The organism is Agrococcus versicolor, from assembly GCF_039531815.1.
GTDB lineage: Bacteria > Actinomycetota > Actinomycetes > Actinomycetales > Microbacteriaceae > Agrococcus > Agrococcus versicolor.
The window spans coordinates 805,509-831,070 of sequence record NZ_BAAAQT010000005.1; the positions used below are offsets into that span (position 1 = coordinate 805,509).

Sequence of the window (25,562 nt, forward strand, 5' to 3'; positions counted from 1 at the left end):
CACTCCTTCGTGGTTGGGGTCGATTCGGATGCTAGGGGAGGCGGCTGTGCGCCGTCGGTGCGACGACGCGCGGCCGCGTGCGGGTCAGGCGAGGCCGCTGGCGAGCAGCACGGGCGCGAGCGCGCCGGCGAGCGCACCGCCGATGAGCGGGCCGACGACCGGCACCCACGCGTAGCCCCAGTCGCTGTCGCCCTTGCCCGCGATGGGCAGGACGGCGTGCGCGATGCGGGGGGCGAGGTCGCGGGCGGGGTTGATGGCGTAGCCGGTCGGGCCACCGAGCGAGGCGCCGATCACGACGACGGTGAACCCGACGGCGAGCGCGCTGAGCGGACCGGTGAGCGCCTCGTCGGCGCCGTTGAGGCCGAAGGACAGGATGACGAAGACGAGCACGAAGGTCGCGATGATCTCGGTGACGAGGTTCCAGCCGTAGGAGCGGATGCCGGGGCCGGTCGAGAAGGTGCCGAGCTTCGCCGCCGGGTCCTCCTCGGCGTCGAAGTGCTGCTTGTACGTCAGCCAGGCGAGCACGGCGCCGATGAAGGCACCGAGCAGCTGGCCGACGACCGCCACGCCGTAGGCGGCCCACGGCACCTCGTCGCCCTGCACGAGGCCGTTGACGACGAGGCCGATCGTCACCGCCGGGTTCAGCTGCGCGCCCGAGTAGCCCGAGACCAGGACGCCGGCGAACACCGCGAGGCCCCAGCCGAAGTTGATCATGAGGAAGCCGCCGCCGAAGCCCTTCGTCTTCGCGAGGACGACGTTCGCGACGACGCCCGTGCCGAGCAGCAGCAGCAGCGCCGTGCCCACCGTCTCCGAGAGGAGGACGAGTCCGAGGTTGTCCATGTGCACCTGCTGTCCGAGTGGGCATCGGGCGTCGGCCCGGTCCCTCGGGTGCGAGGGGCAGCGCAAGACTATGCCTGCGCCATGCGTCGTGGCACGCGTCCTCGCACCGTGTCGTCACCCCGCGCTCGCCGCGTCGGTGGGCGTAGGTTGGCCTCGACGTCGCACCCCCGATCGAAGTGGGAGACCATGAAGAAGCTCATCAACGATCCTTCGAAGGTCGTGGACGAGGCGGTCGCCGGCATCGCCGCCGCGCACCCCGAGCTCCGCGTCATCGAGGACCCGCCCTACGTGATCGCCCGTCGCGACGCCCCGAGGCCGGGCAGGGTCGCCCTCGTCTCCGGCGGCGGCTCGGGCCACGAGCCCCTGCACGGCGGGTTCGTCGGCCACGGCATGCTCGACGCCGCGGTGCCCGGGCCCGTCTTCACCTCGCCCACGCCCGACCCGATCCTCGCCGCGACGAAGGCGGTCGACGGCGGCGCCGGCGTCCTGCACATCGTGAAGAACTACACCGGCGACGTCCTCAACTTCGAGACGGCTGCCGAGCTCGCGCTCGCCGAGGGCATCGAGGTCGAGTCGGTCGTCGTCGACGACGACGTCGCCGTGAAGGACTCGCTGTACACGGCCGGGCGTCGCGGCGTCGCGGGCACGCTGCTCGTCGAGAAGATCGCGGGCGCCGCCGCCGAGCGCGGCGACTCGCTCGCCGAGGTCGCCGCGATCGCGCGCCGCGTGAACGCGCAGGTGCGGTCGATGGGCATGGCGCTCACGCCCTGCACCGTGCCGCACGCGGGGGAGCCGTCGTTCGACCTCGCCGAGGACGAGATCGAGATCGGCATCGGCATCCACGGCGAGCCCGGTCGCGAGCGCATCGCGATGGAGCCCGCGGACGGCATCGTCGACCGCCTGCTCGCTCCCATCGTCGAGGACCTGCCGTTCGCCTCCGGCGACCGCGTGCTGCTGTTCGTCAACGGCATGGGCAGCACGCCGCTCGTCGAGCTGTACGTCGTCTTCCGTCGTGCGGCCGAGGTGCTCGCCGCGCAGGGCATCGAGGTCGCGAGGACGCTCGTGGGCAGCTACGTCACGAGCCTCGACATGCAGGGCTGCTCGATCACGCTCCTGCGCCTCGACGACGCCCTCGTCGAGCTGTGGGACGCGCCCGTGCAGACGCCCGCGCTGCGCTGGGGTCGGTGATGAGCCTCGACGCCGACTGGACCAGGCGGTGGATCGTGCTCGTCGCCGACCGCATCGCCGAGCGCAAGGCCGAGCTGACGCACCTCGACCGCGACATCGGCGACGGCGACCACGGCGAGAACCTCGACCGCGGCTTCTCGGCCGTGCGGGCGCGGCTCGACGACCTCGACGCGGCGGCGACGCCCGGCGCGATCCTCAAGCTCGTCGCCACGACCCTGATCTCGACCGTCGGCGGAGCGAGCGGACCGCTCTACGGCACGGCCTTCCTGCGGGCGTCGACCGCGGCGGGCGATGCCGAGACGCTCGACGACGTGCTCGTCGACGTGCTGCGCGCCGCGCGCGACGGGATCGTGGCGCGCGGCAAGGCCGAGGCGGGCGACAAGACGATGGTCGACGCGTGGTCGCCCGCCGTCGAGGCGGCCGCGGCGGCGACGGACGCGCGCTCGGCGCTCGAGGCGGCGGCGACCGCGGCGGAGGCGGGCGCGGCGGCGACCGAGCCCCTCGTGGCGCGCAAGGGACGCGCGTCCTACCTCGGGGAGCGCGCCATCGGGCATCGCGACCCGGGCAGCGAGTCGACGGCGCTCATCCTCCGCGCGGCGGCCGACGCGTGAGCGTGGGCCTGCTGATCGTCTCGCACTCCGTGCGCATCGCGGAGGGCGTCGTCGAGCTCGCGGGCCAGATGGCCGAGGGCGTGACGATCGTCGCCGCCGGCGGCGCAGAGGACGGCGGGATCGGCACGAGCTTCGACCTCGTGACGGCGGGCATGCAGGCGGCCGACTCGGGCGAGGGCGTCGTCGTGCTGTGCGACCTCGGATCGGCCGTGCTGACGGCGGAGACCGCGCTCGAGCTGCTCGACGAGGCGGCGGCATCCCGCGTGCGGATCGCGGACGCGCCGATCGTCGAGGGCGCCGTCGCCGCGGCCGTCGCCGCGAGCGCAGGCGACGACGTCGATGGCGTGCTCGCCGCGGCGCGCACGGCGGCGGGTGGCCCCTCGCCGGTGGACGACGCGCGGACGGTCCCGGACGACGGCCCGACGCGCACGCTGACGCTCGTGAACGACTCCGGGCTCCACGCCCGGCCCGCCGCCGACCTCGTGCAGCTCGCCGCGACCTTCGACGCACGCGTGCAGGTGAACGGCGTCGACGCGAGGAGCATGCTGCGGGTCCTCGGGCTCGGGCTCGACCGGGGCGCGAGCGTCACGATCCGGGCCACGGGGCCGGAGGCGGAGGAGGCGGTCGCCGCCGTCGCGGACCTCGTGGAGCGTGGATTCGACGAGTCGTGACGATCGACGCGGCGGGCGTGCGCGACCGGCTCGAGCGTGCGCCGATCGCGCTGCTCGCGCTCGCGCCGGAGGATCGCGCGCTCGTCGCCGACGCGATCGCGACGCTCGACGATGCGGACGCACGAGGGGTCGCTGCGGCTGCGACGGCGCTCGTCGACGGCCTCGGCTGCGGCGACGAGGAGCCGCGGCATCCCTTCGCGTCCCTGCCCGAGGGCCCTGGCGCTCCCGGACGGCTCGCGATCCTCGCGCTCGTCGCGACGGCCGCCGACGTCGTGGCCTGGCTGCGTGCGCGCGGTGCGGACGAGGCGACGGCCTCGTCGGGCGTCGCGGACCTCGGCGCGCAGCTGCGCGTGCATCGCCGCGTCGTGGGCGTCGGCGGGCTCGACACGCAGGACTGGCTCGCCCTCGCGTGGTCGGGCGCGCTGCTGCGGCATGGCGCGCTGCAGGTCGCGCACGTGCGCCATCCGCGCCTCGGCTGGGTGCGGTCCGTGCACATCCCCGCAGGTGCCTCGCTCGATCCGGACGCGATCGACGCGTCGCTCGCGGCCTCGGCGCTCGTCGGCGAGCGCCTGTTCCCCGAACGGGCCACGACGACCTGGCACTGCCGGTCGTGGATGCTCGACCCGTGGCTCGTCGACGCGCTGCCCGGGACGCGGCTCGCCGCGTTCGCCGCGCGGTGGACGCACGCGGGCGCCGACGTCGACGGCTGGGAGGACGTGGCGTACTTCGTCTTCGGCACGCGCGACGCCACGCTCGATGCGTCCGCGCTGCCGCACGACTCGACGCTGCGACGCGCCCTCGCCGAGCGCATGGGGCGCGGCTCTCGTCCGATCGTGCGCGAGGGCACCCTGCAGGCGTGAGCCCGCTCAGGCGGCAGGCGCCTCCCGAGGCGCAGCCGCGTCGGTCGCCGCGTCGTCGTCGTCGCGGCGACTCGCGAGCCGCAGCGTCGCGAGGAGTCCGAGGGAGACGAAGCCGGCGGCCGCGAACGCCGCGAAGCGCGTGCCGTCGCTGAAGGCGACGCGCGCGTCGTCGGCCGCGTCGGCATCCTGCGCCTCGAGCGCCGAGATCGCCGTGCCGCTCGAGTCGACGACGACGTCGACGATCTGCTCGCGCGCCGCGGACGGCACGTCGCGCGCCTCGAGCCGTGCGTCGAGGATGCCGCCGACGCTCGTGAACAGGATGGTGCCGAGCACGGCGATGCCGAGCGCGGAGCCGATCTGCCGCGCCGTGCTCTGCGTGCCCGAGCCCTGCCCGCTCTGCTGCACCGGCACGTCCTGCAGCACGACGTTCGTGAGCTGCGCCGTCGCGAGACCGACGCCGAAGCCGTAGACGAAGAGCCCGGGCACGATCGCGTACCAGGCGCTGTCGGGCTGGATCGCGAGGGCGACGGCGAGCAGGCCGACGACCTCCGCGACGAGGCCCGCCCGCACGATGCCGACGGGGGTCGCGCGCGACCCGAACGCGCCCGCTGCACCGCTCGCGACGAACGAGCCGACGGCGAGGGCGAGGATCACGAGGCCCGTCTGGAGCGCGTCGTAGCCGAGGACGCCCTGCAGCCACAGCGGCAGCGACAGGATGATGCCGAACTCGCCGAGCGAGACGATCATCGCGGCGACGTTGCCATTGCGGAACGAGGGGATGCGCAGCAGCCCGAACGCGAGCATGGTGCTGCGCCCGGCGCGCTCCCGTCGCAGGCCCCAGCGCACGAAGGCGATGCCGGCCACGAGCGCGACGCCGAAGGCGATCGGCACGGGGGAGAGGTCGAGCGGCCACCACGCCAGGACGTCCTCGGTCGCGGTCCACCATCCGTAGGTGCGGCCCTCGATGAGCCCGAAGACGAAGGCGCCCGTCGTCAGCACGGCGAGCAGCGCGCCGACGACGTCGATGCCGTCGCGCGCATCCGCATCCCTCGACTCCGCGACGAAGACGAGCAGGCCGACGACGATCAGCGCCCCGAGCGGCACGTTGATGCCGAACGCCCACCGCCAGGAGAACGCCGTCGTGAGCCAACCGCCGAGCAGCGGACCGACGGCCGCCATGCCACCGATCGTCGAGCCCCACACGGCGAACGCGATCCCGCGATCCTTGCCCCGGAACGTCGCGTTGATGATCGACAGCGTCGTGGGCAGGATCATCGCCCCGCCGACGCCCTGGATGACGCGGGCGCCGATGAGGAGGTCGCCCGTGGGCGCCAGGGCAGCGAGCACGGAGGCGAGGGAGAAGATCGTGACGCCGATCAGCAGCATGCGGCGGCGGCCGAGCCGATCGGCGAGCGCCCCGAAGACGAGCAGGAGCGCGGCGAACACGAGCGTGTAGCTCTCCTGCACCCACTGCACCTGCGTCGAGGTGATGCCGAGGTCGTCGACGATCGACGGGATCGCCACGTTCACGATCGTCGAGTCGACGATGATGAGCGCGACGGCGACGCTGATGCAGACGAGGCCGAGCCAGCGGGAGCGGGAGGTGGTCACTCGCGTCAGCGTCCTCCTGCGCGGCCCGCTCGGCAAGTCGGCCGGCGCGCGCGGCGCGGCGTCAGGCGACGAGGGCTCCGTACGCGTCCTCGTCCTTCGCGACGATCGCCAGCACGAAGGGGCACGCCGGCACGATGGAGCGGCCCGAGGCGACGGCCTCGTCGAGTGCTGCGCGCACCACCTGCGTGCCGAGTCCCCGACCGCCGTGCTCCGGTGCCGTCTGCGTGTGCGGGAAGATGCGACGGCCGTCCGCGGCGTCCATGTAGTCGGCGACGCTCGCGAGCACCCCGTCCACCCGAAGCTCGAACCTGCCGCGCTCGGGTGCGTCCACGATCTCGATCGACTCGCTCATGACCGCCACGCTATGCCCGACGCGGCTCGGAGGCGAGTGGTCGCGCTCCGTGAGCCCTCAGACGGCGACGCCGACGAGCGCGGCGTCGACGATGGCGTCGGCGTGGGCGGCCATCGAGTCGACGATCGGCACCGGGACGTCCTCCTGGCGCACGAGCAGCTGGATCTCGGTGCACGCGAGGACGACGGCCTCCGCGCCGTCGGCGACGAGGCGGTCGATGACGCCGAGGTAGGCGGCGCGCGAGGCGGGGGAGACGATGCCGCGCGTGAGCTCGGACCAGACGATCCCGTCGACGACGGCGCGGTCGTCGGCGGCGGGTGCCATGCCCTCCATGCCGTGGGCGGCGAGGCGGTCGCGGTAGAACGGCTCGCGCATGACCCAGTCGGTGCCGAGGATGCCGAGCCGACGGACGCCGAGGGTCGTGGCGCGGGCGGCGACGGCATCGGCGATGTGCACGAGCGGGACGTCGATGGCGGCCTCGACGGCCGGGGCGACCTTGTGCATGAGGTTCGTGCAGATCGCGATGCGGTGCGCTCCGGCGGTCTGGAGGCGCAGCGCCTCCTCGGCGAGGAGGGCGCCGGCGGCGTCCCAGTCCTCGCGCACCTGCAGGTCGCGCACCTCGGCGAAGTCGAGGCTCGACAGCAGGATGCGCGCGGAGCGATGCCCGCCGAGCGCTTCCGCGACGCGGGCGTTGATGGCACGGTAGTAGTCGACGGTCGAGTGCCAGCTCATGCCGCCGATGAGTCCGATGGTCTCCATGCCTCCATGGGACCAGCAGGGGACGGCATCGGGTAGTCTTGTATCTCTTGGGCGATCCATCACCTAGGGTTATGGCATGGACATCGATCCGCGGCGCGTGCTCATCTTCCGTGCGGTCGCCCGCGCGGGCTCCGTGTCGGGCGGTGCGCGCACGCTCGGCTGGACGCAGCCGGCCGTCAGCCAGCATCTGCGCCTCCTCGAGGGAGAGCTGGGCATGGCGCTGCTGCTGCGCGGCCCGACCGGGGTGACGCTCACGGAGGCGGGGCAGCGCCTGCTCGCACGCGCGGATGCCATCGAGGCGTCGCTGCGGCAGGCGGAGGCCGAGCTCACCGAGCTCGCCGCCGGCGGCGGCACGGTGACGCTCGCCGCCTTCCCGTCGGCGATGGCCGACCTCGTGCCGCGAGCGATCGCGCGCCTGCTCGAGGTGGCGCCCCAGGTGCAGGTGCGCGTCGTCGAGGCGGAGCCTCCCGAGGCGCTCGCGGCGGTCGGCGCGAACGACGTCGATCTCGCCGTCGTGTTCGAGTACGCCGAGTCGCACGACGACGTCGGCCTCGAGCGCGTCGAGCTGGGCGACGACCCCAGCCTCGTCGTCGTGCCCGAGGGCCACGCCCTCGCGGCGCTCGGCGCGATCGACCTCGAGGACCTCGCGGGGGAGCGCTGGGTCGCGGGCTGCCCCCGATGCCGCCTGCACCTCGAGACGCTCGCCGACCGGGCGGGCTTCGAGCCCGACGTGCGGCACTCCACCGACGACCTCGTCGCCGCGCAGTCGTTCGTCTCGCGCACCGGCGCGGTCGCGCTGCTGCCTGCGATGGGCCTCGCGGCGCATCAGCGGGTCGGCGTCGTCGCCCGCCCGCTCGCCGACGGCTCGGGCCGCGTCCTCAGCATTCGGCACCGTGCCGGCGCCGATCGCGTGCCCGCGATCCGCGCGGCGATCGACGCGATCGTCGCGGTCGTCTAGCGGCACGGGACCACGTGCGCATGGGCCCGCCGCATCCACGCGTCAGCGGGTGGTCGGCTGCGCATTCCGCCTGACCCTCCGCTCACGCGTGGATCCGGCGGTCCGCCGGCCGACGCCCCGACGTCAGCGGCGCTCGCCCAGCTCGAGGATGCGGTGCAGCAGCACGAGCACCTCGTCCGGCAGGGCGGGCTCGACGACCGTGACGTCGATGCGCGTCTCGACGGTGACGCGCCAGACGTAGGCGTCGCGGACGCGGTCGTCGTCGGCGCCGGCGAGGTCGGCGAGCTCGCCCGAGTCGATGAGGGTCTCGAGCGCCCGCTGATCGCGGCTCGGGAGTGCGGACTCGGGCAGCTCGCCGACGCGCTCGCGCCCGAGCATGCCGCCCGATCGCGCGACGCGCACCGTGCCCGCATCGTCGGTCGTGGGCGGTGCTGCCGGAGCCCCACCCGTGACGCCCACGGCGTCCCACGCATCGCCGATGGCCGTGCGCTCGCGCGAGTCGGCGCCGAAGCGCGACTCGGCGGCCGCGATCGTCGCGGCTGCGAACGCCGCGAAGTCGGCGTGCGCGTCGATCGAGCCGTTCGTGAGCACGTCGAGCCAGACGAGCCCGGCTCCCTCCCACGCGCGGCCGCCGATCGCGGTCGCCGCGAGGTAGAAGGCATGGTTCGGGATGCCCGAGTTGATGTGCACGCCGCCGTTGTCGCTCGTGGTGTCGACGTAGTCGGCCATGGTCGCCGGCTGCGGATCCCTGCCGAGCACGTCGTCGTCGTAGGCCGTGCCGGGGGCGCGCAGCGATCGCAGCGCGACGCCCTGGACGCCGGGCGCGAAGAGCCCCGCGCCCACGAGCCAGTCGGCCTCGTCGGCGGTCTGGCCGAGCGCGTGCTGCTTGGCGAGCGAGCCGATGACGTCGGCGACCGACTCGTTGAGCGCGCCGGGCTGTCCCTGGTACACGAGGTCGGTCGTGGCCTGCACGAGCCCGTGGGCGAGCTCGTGGCCGATGACGTCGACCGCGCCGGTGAACCCGAGGAACACCTCGCCGTCGCCGTCGCCGAACACCATGCGCTCGCCGTTCCAGAACGCGTTGTCGTACGCCTCGCCGTAGTGCACGGTCGCGAGCAGCGGCATGCCTGCGCCGTCGAGGGAGTCGCGGCCGAATGCCTCGTGCAGCAGCGTCCAGGTGATGCCGAGCCCGTCGTACGCCTCGTCGACGGCGACGTCGCTCGTCGGCTCGTCGCCCTCGCGGCGCACCGTCGTGCCCGGCAGCCGCATCGTGCCCTGCGCGTCGGCGATCGTGCGACGCGGCGCGGGGCGAGCGTCGGGGACGAGCGAGCGCCGTCCGGTGGCGGGCTCGGCCCGGGACGAGCGGCGCGACGTGCGCACCGCCTCGTCGAGCGTGAGCGTGCGCTGGGCGCCGCGCGCCACCGCTGCGCTCGGGTGGTCGCCGAGACGCTCGAGCAGGAAGGGAGGGACGATGCCGTGCATGCGACGACCATACGGTCGAGCGCCGACAGGCGTCGGCGGGTCTCCCCAGGGCGAGCCGATCGCCATGGGTGCCGCATAGATCGCGCGCCTAGGCTCGAGGGGATCCCTTGCTCCACGACCCCTGCTGAGGCCGCGCATGACCGCCAAGACCTGGAACATCCTCGGCATCGTCGCCGCAGCCCTCGTGATCGTCGTCGCGACGGTCCTCGCGGTCACGCGGCCGTGGGAGCAGGCGTCGACCGCCGCTCCCGCCGGCGACGTCTCGGCCGCCGACACGCTCGACGCGACGACGCACGTCCTCGACGACGCGGGCGAGGGTGCGCCGGTCGTGGTCGAGTTCCTCGACTTCGAGTGCCCGTCGTGCGCGCTCGTCTACCCGACGATGGAGACGATGCGCGCCGAGTACGCCGGCGAGGTCACGTTCGCGGTGCGCTACTTCCCGCTCGCGGCGCACCAGAACGCCTACCCCGCCGCGATCGCGGCCGAGGCGGCGGCGCAGCAGGGGCAGTTCGAGGCGATGTACCAGCGCCTGTTCGAGACGCACACCGACTGGGCGGGCACCGAGGACGCCGACGCGACGTTCCGCACCTTCGCCGAGGACCTCGGCCTCGACATGGAGGCGTACGACGCCGCCGTGGCCGATCCCGCGACGGGCGACCGCGTCGAGCTGGACTACGAGGCCGGCGTCGCGCTCGGCGTGCAGAGCACCCCGACGATCCTCATCGACGGCGAGGTCCTCGAGCTGCAGACGGTCGACGACATCGAGGCCGGCATCCAGGCTGCGCTCGAGGACTGATCCCGCGCGCGACGTCGCACGTGCGTGCGAGGATGCCGCTCGACGGGAGGTCCGCATGGACGTGACGATCGAGGGCGACGTGCTCGAGTGGCGCGGCCCTGCGCCCCACCACTTCGTCCGCGTCCCCGAGGCGGAGGCAGAGGCCATCCGAGAGCTCGCGGCGCACGTCTCGTACGGCTGGGGCGTCATCCCCGTGCGCGGCTGGCTGCTCGGCACGGAGTTCACGACCTCGCTCTTCCCCCGCGAGGGCGGCTACCTCGTGCCGCTCAAGGCGGCGGTGCGCGCCGAGCACGGCATCGGCATCGGCGACCACGTCGTCGTGCGGCTGCGCATCGGCTGACGCGTCACAGCGCGTCGAGCAGCGCTCGCATCTCGTCGATCTCCCGCTGCTGCGCGTCGACGATCGACGCGGCGAGGGCGAGGGCGTCCGGGTCCTCGCCGTCGTCGAGCTCCTGCTCGGCCATCGCGACGGCACCCTCGTGGTGCGCGATCATGCCCTCGAGGAAGCGCGTCGACGCCGAGGCGCCGTCGGCCGCCTCGAGCTCGGCGAGCTCCCCCTCGGTGAGCATGCCGTCGTCGCCGTGGTCCATGCCCCCGTGCGCGTCGGCCTCGGCGCCCCAGGCCTCGAGCCACGACCGCATCGTCGCGATCTCCGGCTCCTGCGCGGCTCGGATGCGCTCGGCGAGGTCTGCGACGCGAGGGTCGAGGTCGGGCTTCGCGAGCACGATGTCCGCCATCTCGACGGCCTGCTCGTGGTGGGGGATCATCGCGGCCGCGAACGCGACGTCGGCGGCCGCGCCGGAGGGCGCCTGCGACGAGCCGTGCCCCGCGTGGTCCCCGCCGACCTCGGGCGACGCGCAGCCGGAGAGCGCGATGGCGGCGGCGGCGAGGGCTGCGACGGTGGTGGCGATGCGGTTCGGCATGGGGTCCTCTCGGGGAGCGGGATGGATGGACGGATCGGATCAGGCGTCGTGGAGCACGCGGGCGACGCTGCGCTCGGGTCGCAGGTCGAGCCGGCGCAGCAGCTGCGCGTTGGCGGCGACGACGACGGTCGAGGCCGACATGAGCAGGGCGCCGACCGACATCGGCAGCACGAAGCCGATGGGGGCGAGGACGCCGGCGGCGAGCGGCACGGACAGCAGGTTGTAGCCGGCGGCCCACCAGAGGTTCTGCCGCATCTTGGCGTAGCCGGCGCGCGAGAGCTCGACGATCGAGACGACCGATCGAGGATCGGAGCCGGCGAGGATGACGCCCGCCGAGCCGATCGCGACGTCGGTGCCCGCGCCGATCGCGATGCCCACGTCGGCGCGCGCGAGCGCGGGTGCGTCGTTGACGCCGTCGCCGACCATGGCGACGGTGCGCCCCTCGGCCTGCAGGGCGGCCACGTGATCGGCCTTGTCCTCGGGGCGCACGCCGGCGACGACGCGGTCGATGCCGAGCGCGTCGCCGACGGCGCGCGCGACGGGCTCGGCGTCGCCCGTGAGCAGCACGACCTCCATGCCGAGCGCGTGGAGCGCGCGGACGGCGTCGAAGGACTCCGGACGGATCTCGTCCGCGAGGCGGATCGCGCCGACGACGGCGCCGTCGCGCTCGACGTGCAGCACCGTCGAGCCCTCGGACTCCCACCGCCTCGCGACGTCGAGCGCCTCGAGGCCGCGGTCGCGCAGCATGCGCGGTCCGCCGACGTGCACCCGGGCTCCCGCGACCGTCGCGACCACGCCGACGGCGGGGGAGGAGGAGGCGTCGCTCGCCACCGGCAGGGTCAGAGCACGGTCGTGCGCGGCGCGCACGATGGCCCGGGCGAGGGGATGCTCGCTGTCGGACTCGGCGGCCGCCGCGAGCGCGAGGAGCGCATCGGCATCCAGGCCGCCCGCCGGCTCGACGGCGAGCACGGCCGGCTCGCCGCGCGTGAGCGTGCCGGTCTTGTCGAGCACGACCACGTCGACGGAGCGCATGCGCTCGAGCGCGAGCCGATCGCGCACGAGCACGCCGCCGCGCGCCGCGCGCTCGGTCGCGATCGCGACGACGAGCGGGATCGCGAGGCCGAGGGCGTGCGGACAGGCGATGACGAGCACCGTCACGGTGCGGACCACGGCCTCCTCGGGGGTGCCGACGAGCAGCCACGCGACCGCGGTGACGGCTGCGGCGCCGAGCGCGAACCAGAACAGCAGCGCCGCGGCGCGGTCGGCGAGCCGCTGCGCGCGCGAGGTCGACGACTGGGCGTCCGCCACGAGCCTGCGGATGCCGGCGAGCGCGGTGTCCTCGCCGGTCGCGACGACCTCGACGCGCAGGCTCGAGTCGGTGGCGACGGTGCCTGCGGTGACGGCGTCGCCGACGCTGCGCGCGACCGTGCTCGACTCGCCCGTGATCATCGACTCGTCGAGCGCTGCCGAGCCGTCGAGGATGCGTCCGTCGGCGGGCACCGCGGCACCCGGGCGGACGACGACGACGTCGCCGACCTGCAGCTCGGCCGGCGCGACGCGCTCGGTGCCGGAGGCGGTGACCCGCTCCGCCTCGTCCGGCAGGAGCGCGGCCAGCGCGTCGAGCGCCGAGGTCGTCTGCGCGAGCGAGCGCATCTCGATCCAGTGGCCGAGGAGCATGATCGCGACGAGCAGCGCGAGCTCCCACCAGAAGTCGAGGTGGTGCGCCGCGAGGCCGAGGCTCGCCATCCACGAGGCGACGAGGGCGACGGTGATGGCGAGCGCGACGAGCAGCATCATGCCGGGCTGCCGAGCACGGAGCTCGTCGACCGCGCCGCGCAGGAAGGGCCATCCTCCCCAGGCGTAGATGATCGTGCCCAGCACGGGGGAGACCCAGGCGATGCCCGGCACGTCCGGGAGCGCGTACCCGAGGAGCGACGCGACCATGCTCGAGCAGGCAACTGTCGGCACCGCGAGGGCGAGCACGATCCAGAAGCGCGAGCGGAACTGGGCCGCGTGGTCGGCGTGACCGCCATGCCCGCCGTGGCCCGCATGCCCGCCGTGGCCCGCGTGCCCGCCGTGGCCCGCGTGCTCGGCGCGTGCCTCGGACTCCCGCTGCGCGACGTGTCCTGCGTGCCCCTCGTGACCGGCGTCCACGTGCTCGTCTCCCATCGTCGCTCGGCGGCGTCGATCGACGTCCCGGTGCCCGACGATACCCCTAGGGGGTATGTCGGTCAACCGCTGAGCATGCCCGGTCGACGCCGCTCGACGCTGCGCGAGAAGGTCGGCGCGACCCTCCGGCTCGGCGCAGGAACATGCGGTCCATGCGTGCGGCGCCGCACGGGTTCTCGCATTCCTGCACGCATAGGGAAAGAATGCGGGAAGTTTCCTCCCGCGACCCCTGGGATCGCCCGTCGCCGCGACGCATGCTGAGGACGCGGGGGACGACCGTCTCCTCGCCGCAGCACCGCGTCGGCTCGCATCCGAGCCCACGTGCGGATCGAGAGGAGCGCGCCATGGACCGCGACGACGACACGCAGGCAGGATGGCCCGACGAGGTCGCCGAGGCGCCCTTCGGACGCTGGCTCCAGCTCATCAACAACGGCGGCGACTGACCTCGTCAGCCGCCGCGCCGTCGACGATCAGTCGTCGACGGCCGCGTTCGCCACGGCGAGCAGCCGCAGGTTGTGCGGCAGCGCCCCGTCGAAGCCGGGCGTGGACATCGTGAGGATCACGGTGTCCGCCCGCGGGTTCACGACGAACTTCGTCGAGAAGAAGCCCTGCCACGAGTAGGCGCCGGGCGCCCCGAGGTAGTGGGCCGACCCTGCGGGAGCGTTCTCGCCCTCCTGGATGTCGACCATGTAGCCCCAGCGATTCTGGGTGAGCTGCCAGTTCGTCTTGTCGCCGATCTGGTTCGTCGTCATGAGCCGAACCGACGCGGGCGAGAGCACCCGCACGCCGTCGAGCGTGCCGCCGTTCAGCAGCATCTGCGCGAAGCGCAGGTAGTCGCCGGTCGTGCCGTGCAGGCCGCCGGCGCCGCTGAAGAGCGTCCGATGCTCGCTGAACGAGTACTCGGGCCCGAGCATGCCCGCGCCGAGCGGTGCGTCCTCGAGCTGGCGCTCGTCGCGACCGGCCCAGTAGACGGCGGCGAGGCGGTGCTGCTCCGCCTCGGGCACGAAGAACCACGTCTCGTCCATGCCGAGCGGCTCGAGGATGTTGCGCCGCTGGTAGGTGTCGAAGTCGAGGCCCGAGACGACCTCGACGAGGCGCGCGAGCACGTTGACGGAGTTGTTCGAGTAGTCGAACATCGTGCCCGGCTGGGCGATGAGCGGCACGGTCGCGAGCCGCTCGACGACCTCGGCCAGGTTCGTCGCCGGGGCCTCGAAGGTGTCGATGACGCCGGCGTCCTTCAGCAGCTGCGGCACGACGCCGTAGACGGACGGCTCGAAGAGGCGGTGCCACCACGTGTTCGTGTAGCCGGCCGTCATCGTGAGCAGGTGGTGCACCGTGATGGGGCGCTCGGCGCTCGCCATGCGGGTGACGCCCCAGTCCTCGACGACCGCGACGCGGGGGTCGGCGAGCTCGGGCAGCCACTGCGCGACCGGGTCGTGGAGCCCGATGAGGCCCCGCTCGAACAGCTGCAGGACGCAGGCGGCGGCGACGGTCTTCGACATGGATGCGAACCGGAAGATGGAGTCGGTCTCCATCGGCACGTCCTCGTCGGCCTTGCCGAAGGCCTTGAGGTAGCAGACCTTGCCGTGACGAGCGACGAGCATGACGGAGCCCTGGTACGCGTCGTCGGCGATGTTGCGCCGCTGCAGCTCGTCGAGATGCGCGAGGTGCCGACTCGAGACGCCGACCTCCTCGGGCTCGACCTGCTGCTCGAGCTTCGGGTGCGTGGTCATCCGTGCCTCCTCGCGACGGTGCGTGCCCGCAGCCTAGTCCTCGCGCCCCTGCGGCGAGCGACCGTCTCAGTCCTCGACGGAGAACACGTAGTAGACGTGCCCCGGCGCCTGGATGTCGGCGACGCGACCGCCGGGGATGTCGGCGATGCGCGTGGCCACCTGCGCGACGGGATGCGCGTCGAGCCAGGCCTGCACGTCGTCGACGAGGTACATCGGCCCGGGGCCACCCCATCCCGGCTCGTCGTCGAGCATGAGCTGCGTGTCGAGGCCCGGGCACTGCAGCGCGATGGTGTGGTCGCCCTGTCGCCACGCCTCCTCCCAGCCGAGGGCCGCGTAGTGCGCGGCCGCTGCCGCGAGGTCGTCGACGGGCTGGAAGAGGAACGACAGCTGCATGGATGGCCTCCCGAGGCGGTGGATCGTGCCGATCCTACGAAGTCGGGGTACGAGCGGGATCCATGCTCGCCGGCGTGCGGCATCCGACGGGGGACGAGCCGGAGGTCGCGTGCCATCCCTCCGGCGGATCCTCGCCGACGCGCCCGTCGATCGCCTCGCGCAGCAGGTCGGCGTGGCCGGTGTGCCTGCCGTACTCCTCGATGAGGTCGTGGAGGAGGCGGCGCAGGCTGACCACCAGGCCGTCGTCGGCACCCATCGCGACGCGCTGGTCGAGCCCGCCGTCCGCGAGGGCCGTGGCGAGCCGGTCGTGCGAGCGCCGGACGGCGTCGTCCCACAGGGCGTAGAGCTCGGCCGCCGAGAGCGCCCCGGGATCGAACGCGTACTCCTGCGGGGATCCCTCGTACCCGGCCATGCCCGCCCACGGCGGTCCGTAGGACGCGCCGCTGAGGGCCATGCCCGTCTTCTCGTCCTCGACGCACGCCAGGTGCTTGAGCAGCGACGCGAACGACAGCGCCGAGGCGCCGGTGCGTGCGTGGAGCGCCTCGAGGGTCAGGTCGTCCGCCTTCCAGCGGAACGTGGTGCGGAGCCGGTCGAGCGAGGCGAGCACGTGCTCGACCTCGCTGCCGGCGAGCGGCGGCTCCCAGGGGGAGGCGTCGGGGCTGGCTGCTGGGGCCTCGGTGGCATCGGACATGCCGCGACGCTAGCCCGGGCCGCCGACATCCGCCATCAGCGCGTCGGCGTCATCCGGATCGCGGCGGCGACGGCCGCGACCGTCGACTCGAGGTCGGCGGCGAGCGCGGCGTCGTCGGGTCGCTCGGAGTCGTGCAGGATCACGACCGCGCCGCGGCGTGCACCGCAGTAGTCGACGACGCCGTGCATGAGCTGCGTCTCGAGCGCCGCCGCGTAGCCGTGCCGCTCCCAGAGGGCGGCATCCGTGCCCGCGACGGGGATGGCGTGGACGGTGAGCCGATCGAGCATGCGGACGATGCTGCCGTCGTGCGCGAGCGCGAACGCCCAGCCGCCCACGAGCACGCGGTCGATCCAGCCCTTGAGCAGGGCGGGCATCGACCACCAGTGCGCCGGGAAGACGAGCACGAGGTGGTCGTGGGCGTCGACGCGCGCCTGCTCGGCGAGCACGGCGTCGTCCGTGCGCGTCTGCGCGCGGTAGTCGGCGAGGTCGGCGACGCCGAAGCGCGGATCGAAGCCCTCGGCGGCCAGGTCGGCGATCGTCGCGCCGCCGAGCCGGTCGCGGAGGCGCTCGGCCACGCGCATGGTCCGCGAGGCGGGGTCGGGATGGGCGACGACGACGAGCGTGCGCGTCACGCCGCGTCCACCGGGCTCGGACGGCGGAGGCGTGGCGCGATCGAGGGAGAAGGCATCGCTCCACGCTATCCGGCCGTCGGAGGTGCGGCGCATGATGGTGGCGAGCACGAGGGGGAGCCATGACCGAGCGCACCACGACCGGCGACCTGCACGGCGTGCGATACGAGCACGCGAGCATGCGCGATGCGCGATTCGTCGAGGTCGACCTCCGCGGCGTCGTCATGCGCGGCGTCGACCTGGCGGGCGGCGACCTCGACGCGCCCTGGCTCCTCGACGGCGAGAGCACCCTCCTCGTCAACGGCGTCGACGTCGCACCGCTCGTCGAGGCCGAGCTCTGCCGGCGCATGCCGGGGCGCGCGCTGCGCCGGGCGCCGGACCCCGAGGGGCTGCGCGAGGCGTGGCGAGCGGTCGAGGACGCCTGGGCCGCAGCGGTGCGGCGCGCGGAGGGGATGCCCGGGCGCGCGGTCGACGTCTCGGTCGACGGCGAGTGGTCGTTCGCCCAGACGCTGCGGCATCTGGTCATGGCCACCGACACCTGGCTGCGCGGCGCGATCCTCGGCATCGAGCGGCCGTTCCATCCCATCGGGCAGCCCGACGGGTCGTACGCCGCCCAGGGAGGCGACGCGGCGACCTTCTCCGAGACGTCGCCCGAGTGGTCCACGGTGCTCGCGGTGCGCGCCGATCGCGTCGGGATGGTCCGCGACCTGCTCGCGAGCATCGACGCCGACGGGCTCGCGGCGCCGCGACGCAATCCCTGGGAGCCGGCGCGCGAGGAGACGGTGCGCTCGTGCATCCACGTGATCCTCGAGGAGGAGTGGGAGCACCTGCGCTTCGCGCTGCGCGACCTCGTCGCGCTCGACGAGGCAGCCGCCGGGTGACCGAGCAGGAGGCGGCCCTACGCTCGGAGACGATGGCAGCAGCAGACGACGCGCCGAGCCTGCCCGCGCCCGACGCCTGGCGCGAATGGGCGCCGAGACTCCCGACGTCGATCGCGCAGACGATCGGGCGCGCGCAGCAGGGGAGGCGCGACCCGACGCAGCGGCGCGATCCGGACGGGGCCGTGTGGCGCACGATGCGCACGCCGGACGGTCCGGCCGTGGTGCGGTTCGAGCAGCGTGGTGCACGGATCCTGTGTCGCGCGTGGGGTGCGGGCGCCGCGTGGGCGGTCGAGCGCGCGCCGTGGCTGCTCGGCGATGGCGACGATCCGTCGGGCTTCGAGCCGCAGCATCCCTTCCTCGAGGCCGCGCATCGCAGGCACCCCGGCATGCGCATCGCAGGCAGCGGCGACATGCTGCACGGCCTGGTCGGCGCGATCCTCGAGCAGCGCGTCGAGGCCGTCGCGGCGCTCGCCTCCTGGTCTCGGCTCGTGCAGCGGCTCGGCGAGCCCGCGCCGCATCCTGCCCCTGCGGGCATGCGCATCTTCCCGAGCGGCGCGGCGTGGCTCGGCCTCGAGCAGGGGGAGTGGCGCGCGGTGGGCGTCGACCTGCGTCGCGCCGCGACCATCCGCTGGGTCGCGGCCCGCGAGCGCAGCATGCAACGCCTCGTCGACGAGCGTCGCGACCTCGAGACGATCGACCGGGTGCTGCTGTCTATGCCGGGCATCGGCCCGTGGACGTCGGCGGAGGTGCGCCAGCGGGTGCTGGGCGATGCCGACGCCGTGTCGGTCGGCGACGTGCATCTGGCCCCCGTCGTCGGTCAGACGCTCGCGGGTCGCTCGTTCGACGATGCCGAGCTCGTGGCGTTCCTCGAGCCGTGGCGCGGGCACCGCTACCGGGTGGCCCGGCTCGTCTACGCCGGCGGGGCGGTCGTCCGACCGCGCATCGCGCCGCGGCGCACGCCGGGGCCGCGGCCCGAGTCGCGACGGTGACGGCGCGTCGACCGAGGGTCAGGCGAGCGCGGGCTCCATGGGCAGCCGAGGCGCGCGCCACATGGCGACGGGATACCCGTCGGCGACGAGGCCGATCTCGCTGCGCATGACGAAGCCGTGCCGCTCGTACAGCCGCCTGCTCGCGGGCGTCGTCGCCTCGAGGTAGACGCCGTCGTCGCCACGCGCGAGCCCGTGCTCGAGCAGCGCGGTGCCGACGCCCAGGCCGCGCGCCGACGCGGCGACGGCGATGTCGGCGAGCACCACGAACGTGCCCTCGGGTCGGGCGCGCCGTCGGATGCCCAGCGTGCGCAGGGCGACGCCGGCATGGACGGGGCCGATCGCGAAGGCGTAGCGAGGTGCCTGGCGCAGGAGGGCTGCCCGACGTCGGCAGAGGCGCGGCGACTCCCACGCGGCGACGCCGACGATCACCCCGTCCACGACCGCGACGTCGACGGCCCCGTGGTCGAACGAGCCCACGCGGAGCTCGGCCTCGTACAGGCTCGTCAGTCGACGGAGGCGATCGGCGCGGCCGGGGATGGCGCGTGCGCCGACGGGATCGTCGAGCAGGGCAGCGGCGACGATGCCGGCGCACAGCCTCGCCTCGGCGACGATGGCGGAGCGGATCTGCACGAGATGCCTTCGATGAGAAAGTGAGGTGTCGTCAGTCTAGACCCCCGCTCGGCGCGGGGGACGTCGACACGACCGAGCGGCCCTCGATCCCGAGCACGTGCTCGGCGCCGACGCAACCGGCACGCACCGACGGCCGGCGGGTGGCATCGTCATGGACGGTCGCGCGCGCACGCACGCGATCCCCAGCAGCGAAGGAGACCGCATGCGCGCTCGGCCCGGCATCCCCTCGGCGGACGACCTCGAGCAGCGAGGCCGCACGATCGCGATCCTCGGCGCGGGCGGCGACCTCACCGAGCGGCTCCTGCTGCCCGGGCTCGGCGAGGTCGCCCAGCTGGCCCGCCTCGACGACGTCACGCTGATCGGTGCCGCGCGGACGCCGCAGACCGACGAGGAGTGGCAGGGCGTCGTGCGCGGCAGCCTCGAGTCCGCAGGCATCGCCGCGCACGTCGTCGACGCCCTGACGTCGGGCGCGCGCTTCGTCGCGACCGACGCCTCCGACCCGGAGCAGCTGCGAGCCCTGCTCGACGCCTGTCCGACCTCGCCCGTGCTCTACGTGGCGCTGCCTCCTGCCATGGGCCACGCCGTCGCGGCGTCGCTCGCCGAGATCGACCTGCCCGACGACCTCGTCGTCGCGATCGAGAAGCCCTTCGGCGAGGACCTCTCCGATGCGCGCGCGCTCAACGAGGCGTTCGCCGCCGTCCTCCCCGAGGATCGCCTCTGGCGCATCGACCACTTCCTCGGCAACCAGGCGGTCGTGGGCATGCTCGGCCTGCGCTTCGGCAATCCGCTGCTCGAGGCGAGCTGGTCGGCCGAGCATGTCGAGCGCGTCGAGATCGTCTACGACGAGACCCTCGGCGTCGAGGGGCGCGCGGCGTTCTACGACGGCACGGGCGCGCTGCGCGACATGCTGCAGAGCCACCTGCTCATGGTGCTCGCCGCCGTCGCGATGGAACGGCCGGATGCCGTGACGGCGGCCGACGTCCACGTGCGCATGGCCGAGGTGCTGGGCGCGACGCGGCTGTGGCGCGACGACCCCGGCGCCGCCCGCCGCGCGCGGTACGAGGAGGGACGCGTCGAGGGTCGCCTGCTGCCGTCCTACGTCGACGAGGAGGGGGTCGACGCGGATGCGAGGGCCGAGACCCTCGCGCAGCTCGTGCTGCAGGTCGACGTGCCGCGCTGGCAGGGGGTGCCGTTCGTGCTGCGCTCGGGCAAGGCGATCGGGGATCCGCGTGCCGAGATCGCGATCCACCTGCGCGCCGCGACGCCTCTCGAGGGCATCGCCGTACCCGCCGACGGTGCCGGGTCCGTGCTGCGCATCTCGCTCGAGGACGCCGCGATCGACGTCGAGCTCCTCGTCGACGACCCGGGCCACGCCCACGTGCTCGCGCCGCTCGGCGCGACGGCGCGCCCCGCGGCCGCGCCGCTGAGCGCCTACGGGCAGGTGCTGCTCGGCCTCCTGGCCGGCGACCGGCTGCTGTCGGTGCCGGGCGACGTCGCCGAGCAGTGCTGGCGCATCGTGACGCCCGTGCTCGACGCATGGGCCGCGGGCGATGGCGAGCTCGAGGCGTACGAGGCGGGCAGCGGCGGGCCGTCGGCCTGGTAGGGCCGTCGTCGAGCGGGTGCGATCAGCGTGCGCAGCACTCGCAGGACGGGGCGGCGATCGCGGCGGCGTCCGGCTGCTGCGCGTCGGTCGAGTCCCGCGCGTGCGCGTGCACGTGCGCGCTGGGTGCGCAGCATCCCTCGCCGCGCAGCGTCAGCACGCCCTCGCGCACCGCGATCACGGCGATGACGAGCGCGGCGACGGCATCGGCCCACCACCAGCCGAGCACGGCGTTCGCGAGCAGCCCGACGAGGAGGGCCGCGGAGAGGTACGTGCACAGCAGCGTCTGCCTCGAGTCGGCGATCGCCGTCGCCGACCCGAGCTCTCTCCCCGTGCGCCGCTCGAACCAGCTGAGGAACGGCATGACGGCGAGGCTGAGCGCAGCGATGGCGATGCCGACGGGGCTCGCGTCCGGCCGCTCCTGCTGCACGAGCGCGAGCAGCGCGTCGCTGCCCACGACGACCGCGAGCAGGAAGAAGGCGATCGCGACGACCCGCAGCGTCGCCCGCTCGCGGCGCAGCGGGTCGCGCGCGGAGAACTGCCAGGCGACGGCCGCGGCGGAGAGCACCTCGACGATCGAGTCGAGGCCGAAGCCGATGAGCGCCGCCGACGAGGCGACCGCGCCCGCCCACAGCGCGACGATCGCCTCGACGACGTTCCAGGTGATGGTGATCGCGACCACGAGGCGCACGCGGCGTTCGAGGATGCGGCGTCGGCCGGTGGGCAGCATCGAGGCCGTGCTCATGCGCAGCACCCCCGCTGCAGGCAGTCGGGGTCGTCGCACGTCGCGCCGGCGTCCACGGCGAGGACCGTGTCGGTGAGCGCGGTGAGCGCACCGGCGAGATGGCGGTCGGCCAGCGCGTAGCTCGTGCGGCGTCCCTGCGGCTCGGCCACGACGAGGCCGCACCCGCGCAGGCACGCGAGGTGGTTGGAGACGTTCGGGCGGCTGAGGCCGAGCGCGTCGGCGAGGTCGGCGGGGTAGCGGGGGCCGTCGACGATCGCGAGCAGGATGCGCGCTCGCGTCGCGTCGCCCATCGCACGCCCGAGTCGCACCATGACGTCGACGGCGTCGGCACGGACGGGCAACGCATCGGTCAGCATGCGATGAACAGTACACGGTGCGCTGAACCGAGCGGTGCATGCCCGCCGGGCGCTAGGTCGGAGCCGTCCCGCGCTCGGGCACGAGTCGCGGCACGAGCCGCACGAGCACGATCAGCGCGACGAGCTCCACCAGCGTCTGGGCCACGACCGCGAGCGGCGCGATGCCCAGCGACGGCGGCAGCGCGAGCGCCAGCGGCAGCACCACGAGCGAGTTGCGCGTCGAGGTGGAGAGGATGACGGCGCGCGTCCCGGGCACGTCGAGCCGAGCGACGCGTCCGGCGAGCACGCCGACGCCGAGCGCGGCCACGACGAACGCGACGTACAGCGGCAGGACGCGCACGAGGACCGTCGCCTGCGCGCCGACCGCGGCGATCTGCGAGGCGACGACGACCGCGAGGGTCGCCATCATCGACGGCACCATGGCAGCGGCCATCGCCGCCTGGATCGCACGCCCGATGCGACGTCGACGCGCGAGGGCCTGCACGATCCCCGCCGCGACGAGCGGCACCACGATCAGGAGGACGAACGCGCGCGCGAAGGGCGCGGGATCGACGACCTCGAGGACGTCCCCACCGGCGAGGAGCAGGAGGAGCACGGGCAGCAGCAGGAGCTGGAGCAGCATGAGCAGGGGAGCGGCGGCGAGGAGGCGGGCGCGCGCGCCTCCGGCGAGCCCTGTGAAGACCACGACGTAGTCGATGCATGGCGTCAGCAGGACGAGGAGCACCCCGAGGAGGAGACCGCGATCGTCGACGACGAGACGCGACAGCGCCCACGCGAGCACGGGCACCACGACGAAGTTCGCCGCGAGGACCGTCGCGAGGAAGCGCCCATCCCGGACGGCGCGACCCACCTCCCCGAGCGGCACGGCGAGGAAGGTCGCGAAGAGCAGCAGCATGAGCACGGGCTCGATCGCATGCTCGAGGGACGGCGCGAGACGCGGCGCGGACAGCCCGACGACGCCGCCGAGCACGAGCGCGGCCAGGAAGAGCGGCACCTGGTGGCGATCCCAGGCGGCGACGAGACCGCGACCTGCTGCGCGCGGAGCGTCGGACGTCATCCCCGATCCCATCCGCACGCCTCGAGGCTAGCCGCGACCGCGATCGCGCCGACGCGCCGAGACCGTGCTCGTGCCTGCCATGTCTCGCGAGCGAGCCGTAGCGTCGTCACCATGGAGGAGCGCACGCGCATCGCCTGGCGGGAGGTCGCCGTGCACGCGCGCGGAGCGACCCTCGCCGCGCAGACGACGGACGGGGGCGAGGGCGACGTGCCCCTGCTGCTGCTCGGCGGTGCGACCTGGTCGCGCGACTGGTGGCCGGACGAGCTCTGCGCGGCGCTCGTCGCGCAGGGAGCGAGTGTCGTGCGATTCGACGCTCGCGACACCGGGGCGTCGACGTCCTCGCCCCCGGGCGCGCCCGACTACGACGCCGAGGATCTCGCCGACGACGCGGTGGCGGTGCTCGACGCGTGCGGCGTCGATCGCGCCGTGGTGCTCGGGTGCTCGATGGGCGGAGGGCTCGCGCAGCTCGTCGCCGGCCGGTCGCCGGAGCGCGTCGCCGGTCTCGTCGTGCTCTCGAGCGCTCCGGCAGGCCCCGTCGGACGTCCGCTGGATGCCGCGGTCGGCGGCGTCGTCGATCCCTCGGAGCCCGACTGGGACGATGCGGACGAGGTGGTCGACTGGATCGTCGCCGCCGAGCGGGCCGTCGCCGGGACGGGCGCGCTCGACGAGCCGATGGTGCGAGCGATCGCGCGCCGAGCGGTCGCGCGAACCCCGAGCCTCGAGCCGGCTGCGGCCAACCACCTCCTCGTCGCCGCATCCGGCCCCTCCGTCGAGCTCGACGCCCTGCGCGGCATCCCGGCGCTCGTCGTGCACGGCGCGGCCGACCCCGTGTTCCCCGCGCAGCACGGCGAGGCGCTCGCCGCGACGATCGGCGCCTCGTTCCTGCTGCTCGACGACGTCGGGCACGGGCTGCCTCCCCGCACGGCGTGGCCGCTGCTCGTCCCGCGGATCGGTGCGCTGCTGCGCGAGGCCGGCGGGCGGATGCAGCCGCAGCGACGGTCGATCGCGGTCGAGGACGGCGCGACGATCTCGGTCCTGAACCTGCCGGGGACGAGCCCGGCGGTCGTGCTGCTGCACGGACTCGCCGGCAGCGCGACCGAGCTCCTGCCGACGGCACGCGCCCTCGGCGGCAGGCGTGCCGTGCTCGTCGACCAGCGCGGCCACGGCGAGAGCACCCGGCGGCCCGCGGACGTGCGCCGTGCGGCCTTCGTCGCCGACGTCGTCCGCGTGATCGAGGCAGAGACGACCTCGCCGGTGGATCTCGTCGGGCACTCGATGGGCGCGCACACCGCGATGCTCGTCGCCGCGGTCCGACCCGACCTCGTGCGCCGGCTCGTGCTGCTCGAGGGCACCGAGGGCGGCGGCACCCGCGAGGAGCGCGAGGAGCTCGGGGCGTTCCTGCGCTCCTGGCGCGTGCCGTTCCCATCCCGCGACGCGGCGTCGGCTGCGTTGGGAGGGGGACCTCTCGCCGAGGCCTGGGCCGCCGACCTCGAGGCGAGCGACGGCGGCCTGCGACCCCGGTTCGACGCCGACGTCATGGTCGCGATCCTCGAGCACGTCGAGGTGCCGCGCTGGGAGGAGTGGGCTGCGGTGCAGGCGCCGACGCTCGTCGTCTTCGCGGAGCACGGGATGTTCACGGCAGCGCAGCAGGCGCGCTTCGTCGCTCATGGGCGGGACGTCGCGCGCGCCGACCTGCCGGGCGCCTCGCACGACGCGCACCTCGACGCGCATGACGCGTGGGCGTGCGTGCTGCGCGCGTTCCTCGACGCGCCGTGACCCGCCGGTGGCAGCCTGTCGGCATGCGCATCGACCTGTCAGCACGCACCGCCGTCGTCACCGGATCGTCGAGCGGCATCGGCCTCGCGATCGCGATGGGCCTCGCCTCGGCGGGTGCGCGGGTCGTCGTGAACGGACGCTCGGACGGATCGGTCGCGGCCGCCGTCGATCGCGTGCGTGCAGCGCATCCCACCGCCGAGGTGCTGGGCGTCGCCGCCGACGTCACGACGGACGAGGGGGCCGCGACGCTGCTCGAGGCCGCGGGCGTCGTCGACGTGCTCGTCAACAACCTCGGCATCTTCGGCGCCGTCGAGCCGCTCGAGATCGACGACGACGCGTGGCGGCGCATGCTCGACGTCAACGTGCTCGCAGCGGTCCGGCTGACGCGCATGGCGCTGCCGGCGATGATCGAGCGCGGCTGGGGGCGCGTGCTGAGCATCGCGAGCGACTCCGCCGTCGCCATCCCCGCCGAGATGATCCACTACGGGGTCTCGAAGACGGCCCTCGTGGCCGCGTCCCGCGGGTTCGCGAAGGCCGCTGCGGGCACGGGCGTCACGGTGAACTCCGTCATCGCCGGTCCGACCCACACCGGTGGCGTCGAGGACTTCGTGCACGAGCTCGTGGGATCGGACCTGCCCTGGGAGGAGGCGCAGCGCGAGTTCATGCGGCTGCATCGCCCGCAGTCGCTGCTCCAGCGGCTCATCGAGCCTGAGGAGATCGCGAACATGGTCGTCTACCTCGCCTCGCCGCTCGCCTCGGCCACGACGGGCGGCGCCCTGCGCGTCGATGGCGGCTACGTGGACGCGATCCTGCCCTGACCCGGCGGCGCCGCTCGCCGAGCCGGGGCTTCCGCCGGCGAGCG

General features: G+C 74.2%; 27 protein-coding genes. 12 read left to right on the forward strand and 15 right to left on the reverse strand.

What is annotated here, in order from left to right; all coding sequences use genetic code 11:
- Positions 1-84 precede the first annotated feature (84 nt).
- Positions 85-840: an MIP/aquaporin family protein gene (locus ABD249_RS06725; protein ID WP_344341887.1), complete on the reverse strand. Its 756-nt coding sequence runs from the start codon at positions 838-840 to the stop codon at positions 85-87.
- 186 nt (positions 841-1,026) lie between these two features.
- Between ABD249_RS06725 and dhaK the strand changes: the two genes are divergently transcribed.
- From dhaK to ABD249_RS06745, 4 genes are read left to right on the forward strand one after another with little or no spacing between them, the layout of a single operon-like run.
- Entirely contained in the window at positions 1,027-2,028 is a 1,002-nt protein-coding gene (dhaK, locus tag ABD249_RS06730; RefSeq protein ID WP_344341890.1) for a dihydroxyacetone kinase subunit DhaK, read from the forward strand.
- Complete coding sequence (gene dhaL / locus ABD249_RS06735) at positions 2,028-2,639, forward strand: dihydroxyacetone kinase subunit DhaL (protein ID WP_344341893.1); 612 nt, start codon at positions 2,028-2,030, stop codon at positions 2,637-2,639. Before dhaK ends, dhaL begins: the two co-directional genes overlap by 1 nt.
- A gap of 2 nt (positions 2,640-2,641) precedes the next feature.
- Positions 2,642-3,310 (forward strand): dihydroxyacetone kinase phosphoryl donor subunit DhaM, encoded by a 669-nt coding sequence (gene dhaM, locus ABD249_RS06740; protein ID WP_344341896.1) that lies wholly within the window; start codon positions 2,642-2,644, stop codon positions 3,308-3,310.
- A complete protein-coding gene (locus ABD249_RS06745) occupies positions 3,307-4,170 on the forward strand; it encodes an acyltransferase domain-containing protein (RefSeq protein ID WP_344341899.1) in 864 nt (287 codons plus the stop codon). Before dhaM ends, ABD249_RS06745 begins: the two co-directional genes overlap by 4 nt.
- 6 nt (positions 4,171-4,176) lie before the next feature.
- Here ABD249_RS06745 and ABD249_RS06750 read toward each other — a convergent pair whose 3' ends face one another.
- The 3 genes from ABD249_RS06750 to ABD249_RS06760 form a co-directional block, all read right to left on the reverse strand.
- Positions 4,177-5,781 (reverse strand): DHA2 family efflux MFS transporter permease subunit, encoded by a 1,605-nt coding sequence (locus ABD249_RS06750; RefSeq protein WP_344341901.1) that lies wholly within the window; start codon positions 5,779-5,781, stop codon positions 4,177-4,179.
- Between the two features lie 61 nt (positions 5,782-5,842).
- Positions 5,843-6,133: a GNAT family N-acetyltransferase gene (locus ABD249_RS06755; RefSeq protein WP_344341903.1), complete on the reverse strand. Its 291-nt coding sequence runs from the start codon at positions 6,131-6,133 to the stop codon at positions 5,843-5,845.
- A gap of 57 nt (positions 6,134-6,190) precedes the next feature.
- Positions 6,191-6,892 (reverse strand): aspartate/glutamate racemase family protein, encoded by a 702-nt coding sequence (locus ABD249_RS06760; RefSeq protein ID WP_344341906.1) that lies wholly within the window; start codon positions 6,890-6,892, stop codon positions 6,191-6,193.
- Between the two features lie 76 nt (positions 6,893-6,968).
- On the opposite strand from ABD249_RS06760, the gene ABD249_RS06765 reads away from it, so the two are divergent.
- Complete coding sequence (locus ABD249_RS06765; RefSeq protein WP_344341908.1) at positions 6,969-7,850, forward strand: LysR family transcriptional regulator; 882 nt, start codon at positions 6,969-6,971, stop codon at positions 7,848-7,850.
- Positions 7,851-7,973: 123 nt separating this feature from the next.
- On the opposite strand, the gene ABD249_RS06770 is transcribed toward ABD249_RS06765, so the two are convergent.
- On the reverse strand, positions 7,974-9,332 hold the full coding sequence (locus ABD249_RS06770; protein ID WP_344341911.1) for a protealysin inhibitor emfourin: 1,359 nt from the start codon (positions 9,330-9,332) through the stop codon (positions 7,974-7,976).
- A 136-nt stretch (positions 9,333-9,468) separates the two neighbouring features.
- Here ABD249_RS06770 and ABD249_RS06775 point away from each other — a divergent pair, with 136 nt between their 5' ends.
- Positions 9,469-10,128, forward strand: coding sequence for a DsbA family protein (locus tag ABD249_RS06775; protein ID WP_344341913.1), 660 nt, complete (start codon positions 9,469-9,471; stop codon positions 10,126-10,128).
- 55 nt (positions 10,129-10,183) lie between these two features.
- Positions 10,184-10,468 carry a DUF1905 domain-containing protein gene (locus ABD249_RS06780; RefSeq protein WP_344341916.1) on the forward strand — a complete coding sequence of 95 codons (285 nt, stop codon included), beginning with the start codon at positions 10,184-10,186 and terminating at the stop codon, positions 10,466-10,468.
- Positions 10,469-10,472: 4 nt separating this feature from the next.
- Here the strand turns inward: ABD249_RS06780 and ABD249_RS06785 are convergent, their stop codons facing one another.
- From ABD249_RS06785 to ABD249_RS06810, 6 genes are all read right to left on the reverse strand, one after another.
- Complete coding sequence (locus ABD249_RS06785; RefSeq protein WP_344341918.1) at positions 10,473-11,051, reverse strand: DUF305 domain-containing protein; 579 nt, start codon at positions 11,049-11,051, stop codon at positions 10,473-10,475.
- Positions 11,052-11,090: 39 nt separating this feature from the next.
- A complete protein-coding gene (locus ABD249_RS06790) occupies positions 11,091-13,220 on the reverse strand; it encodes a heavy metal translocating P-type ATPase (RefSeq protein ID WP_425546293.1) in 2,130 nt (709 codons plus the stop codon).
- A 470-nt stretch (positions 13,221-13,690) separates the two neighbouring features.
- Positions 13,691-14,953: a serine hydrolase domain-containing protein gene (locus ABD249_RS06795; protein WP_344341923.1), complete on the reverse strand. Its 1,263-nt coding sequence runs from the start codon at positions 14,951-14,953 to the stop codon at positions 13,691-13,693.
- 66 nt (positions 14,954-15,019) lie between these two features.
- Complete coding sequence (locus ABD249_RS06800) at positions 15,020-15,346, reverse strand: hypothetical protein (protein ID WP_344341925.1); 327 nt, start codon at positions 15,344-15,346, stop codon at positions 15,020-15,022.
- Between the two features lie 34 nt (positions 15,347-15,380).
- Entirely contained in the window at positions 15,381-16,037 is a 657-nt protein-coding gene (locus tag ABD249_RS06805; RefSeq protein ID WP_344341928.1) for a mycothiol transferase, read from the reverse strand.
- A gap of 35 nt (positions 16,038-16,072) precedes the next feature.
- Complete coding sequence (locus ABD249_RS06810; RefSeq protein ID WP_344341930.1) at positions 16,073-16,669, reverse strand: NAD(P)H-dependent oxidoreductase; 597 nt, start codon at positions 16,667-16,669, stop codon at positions 16,073-16,075.
- 119 nt (positions 16,670-16,788) lie between these two features.
- Between ABD249_RS06810 and ABD249_RS06815 the strand changes: the two genes are divergently transcribed.
- Both ABD249_RS06815 and ABD249_RS06820 read left to right on the forward strand, forming a co-directional pair.
- The gene (locus ABD249_RS06815) at positions 16,789-17,547 is read left to right on the forward strand and encodes a DinB family protein (protein ID WP_344341932.1); all 759 of its coding nucleotides are present in this window, start codon (positions 16,789-16,791) and stop codon (positions 17,545-17,547) included.
- Between the two features lie 32 nt (positions 17,548-17,579).
- The gene (locus tag ABD249_RS06820) at positions 17,580-18,536 is read left to right on the forward strand and encodes a DNA-3-methyladenine glycosylase family protein (protein WP_344341935.1); all 957 of its coding nucleotides are present in this window, start codon (positions 17,580-17,582) and stop codon (positions 18,534-18,536) included.
- An 18-nt stretch (positions 18,537-18,554) separates the two neighbouring features.
- On the opposite strand, the gene ABD249_RS06825 is transcribed toward ABD249_RS06820, so the two are convergent.
- Positions 18,555-19,166, reverse strand: a complete 612-nt coding sequence (locus ABD249_RS06825) for a GNAT family N-acetyltransferase (RefSeq protein WP_344341937.1) — start codon at positions 19,164-19,166, stop codon at positions 18,555-18,557.
- A gap of 202 nt (positions 19,167-19,368) precedes the next feature.
- Between ABD249_RS06825 and ABD249_RS06830 the strand changes: the two genes are divergently transcribed.
- Positions 19,369-20,769 carry a glucose-6-phosphate dehydrogenase gene (locus tag ABD249_RS06830; RefSeq protein ID WP_344341939.1) on the forward strand — a complete coding sequence of 467 codons (1,401 nt, stop codon included), beginning with the start codon at positions 19,369-19,371 and terminating at the stop codon, positions 20,767-20,769.
- A gap of 22 nt (positions 20,770-20,791) precedes the next feature.
- On the opposite strand, the gene ABD249_RS06835 is transcribed toward ABD249_RS06830, so the two are convergent.
- The 3 genes from ABD249_RS06835 to ABD249_RS06845 are packed head-to-tail and all read right to left on the reverse strand — an operon-like array spanning position 20,792 to position 22,924.
- Positions 20,792-21,511 (reverse strand): cation diffusion facilitator family transporter, encoded by a 720-nt coding sequence (locus ABD249_RS06835; protein WP_344341942.1) that lies wholly within the window; start codon positions 21,509-21,511, stop codon positions 20,792-20,794.
- On the reverse strand, positions 21,508-21,867 hold the full coding sequence (locus ABD249_RS06840; protein ID WP_344341944.1) for an ArsR/SmtB family transcription factor: 360 nt from the start codon (positions 21,865-21,867) through the stop codon (positions 21,508-21,510). The genes ABD249_RS06835 and ABD249_RS06840 overlap by 4 nt, the downstream gene beginning before the upstream one ends.
- A 52-nt stretch (positions 21,868-21,919) precedes the next feature.
- On the reverse strand, positions 21,920-22,924 hold the full coding sequence (locus tag ABD249_RS06845; protein WP_344341947.1) for a bile acid:sodium symporter: 1,005 nt from the start codon (positions 22,922-22,924) through the stop codon (positions 21,920-21,922).
- Positions 22,925-23,035: 111 nt separating this feature from the next.
- Between ABD249_RS06845 and ABD249_RS06850 the strand changes: the two genes are divergently transcribed.
- Together ABD249_RS06850 and ABD249_RS06855 are read left to right on the forward strand one after the other, a co-directional pair.
- Positions 23,036-24,700, forward strand: coding sequence for an alpha/beta fold hydrolase (locus tag ABD249_RS06850; protein WP_344341950.1), 1,665 nt, complete (start codon positions 23,036-23,038; stop codon positions 24,698-24,700).
- Between the two features lie 23 nt (positions 24,701-24,723).
- On the forward strand, positions 24,724-25,518 hold the full coding sequence (locus ABD249_RS06855; protein ID WP_344341953.1) for an SDR family NAD(P)-dependent oxidoreductase: 795 nt from the start codon (positions 24,724-24,726) through the stop codon (positions 25,516-25,518).
- Positions 25,519-25,562 lie beyond the last annotated feature (44 nt).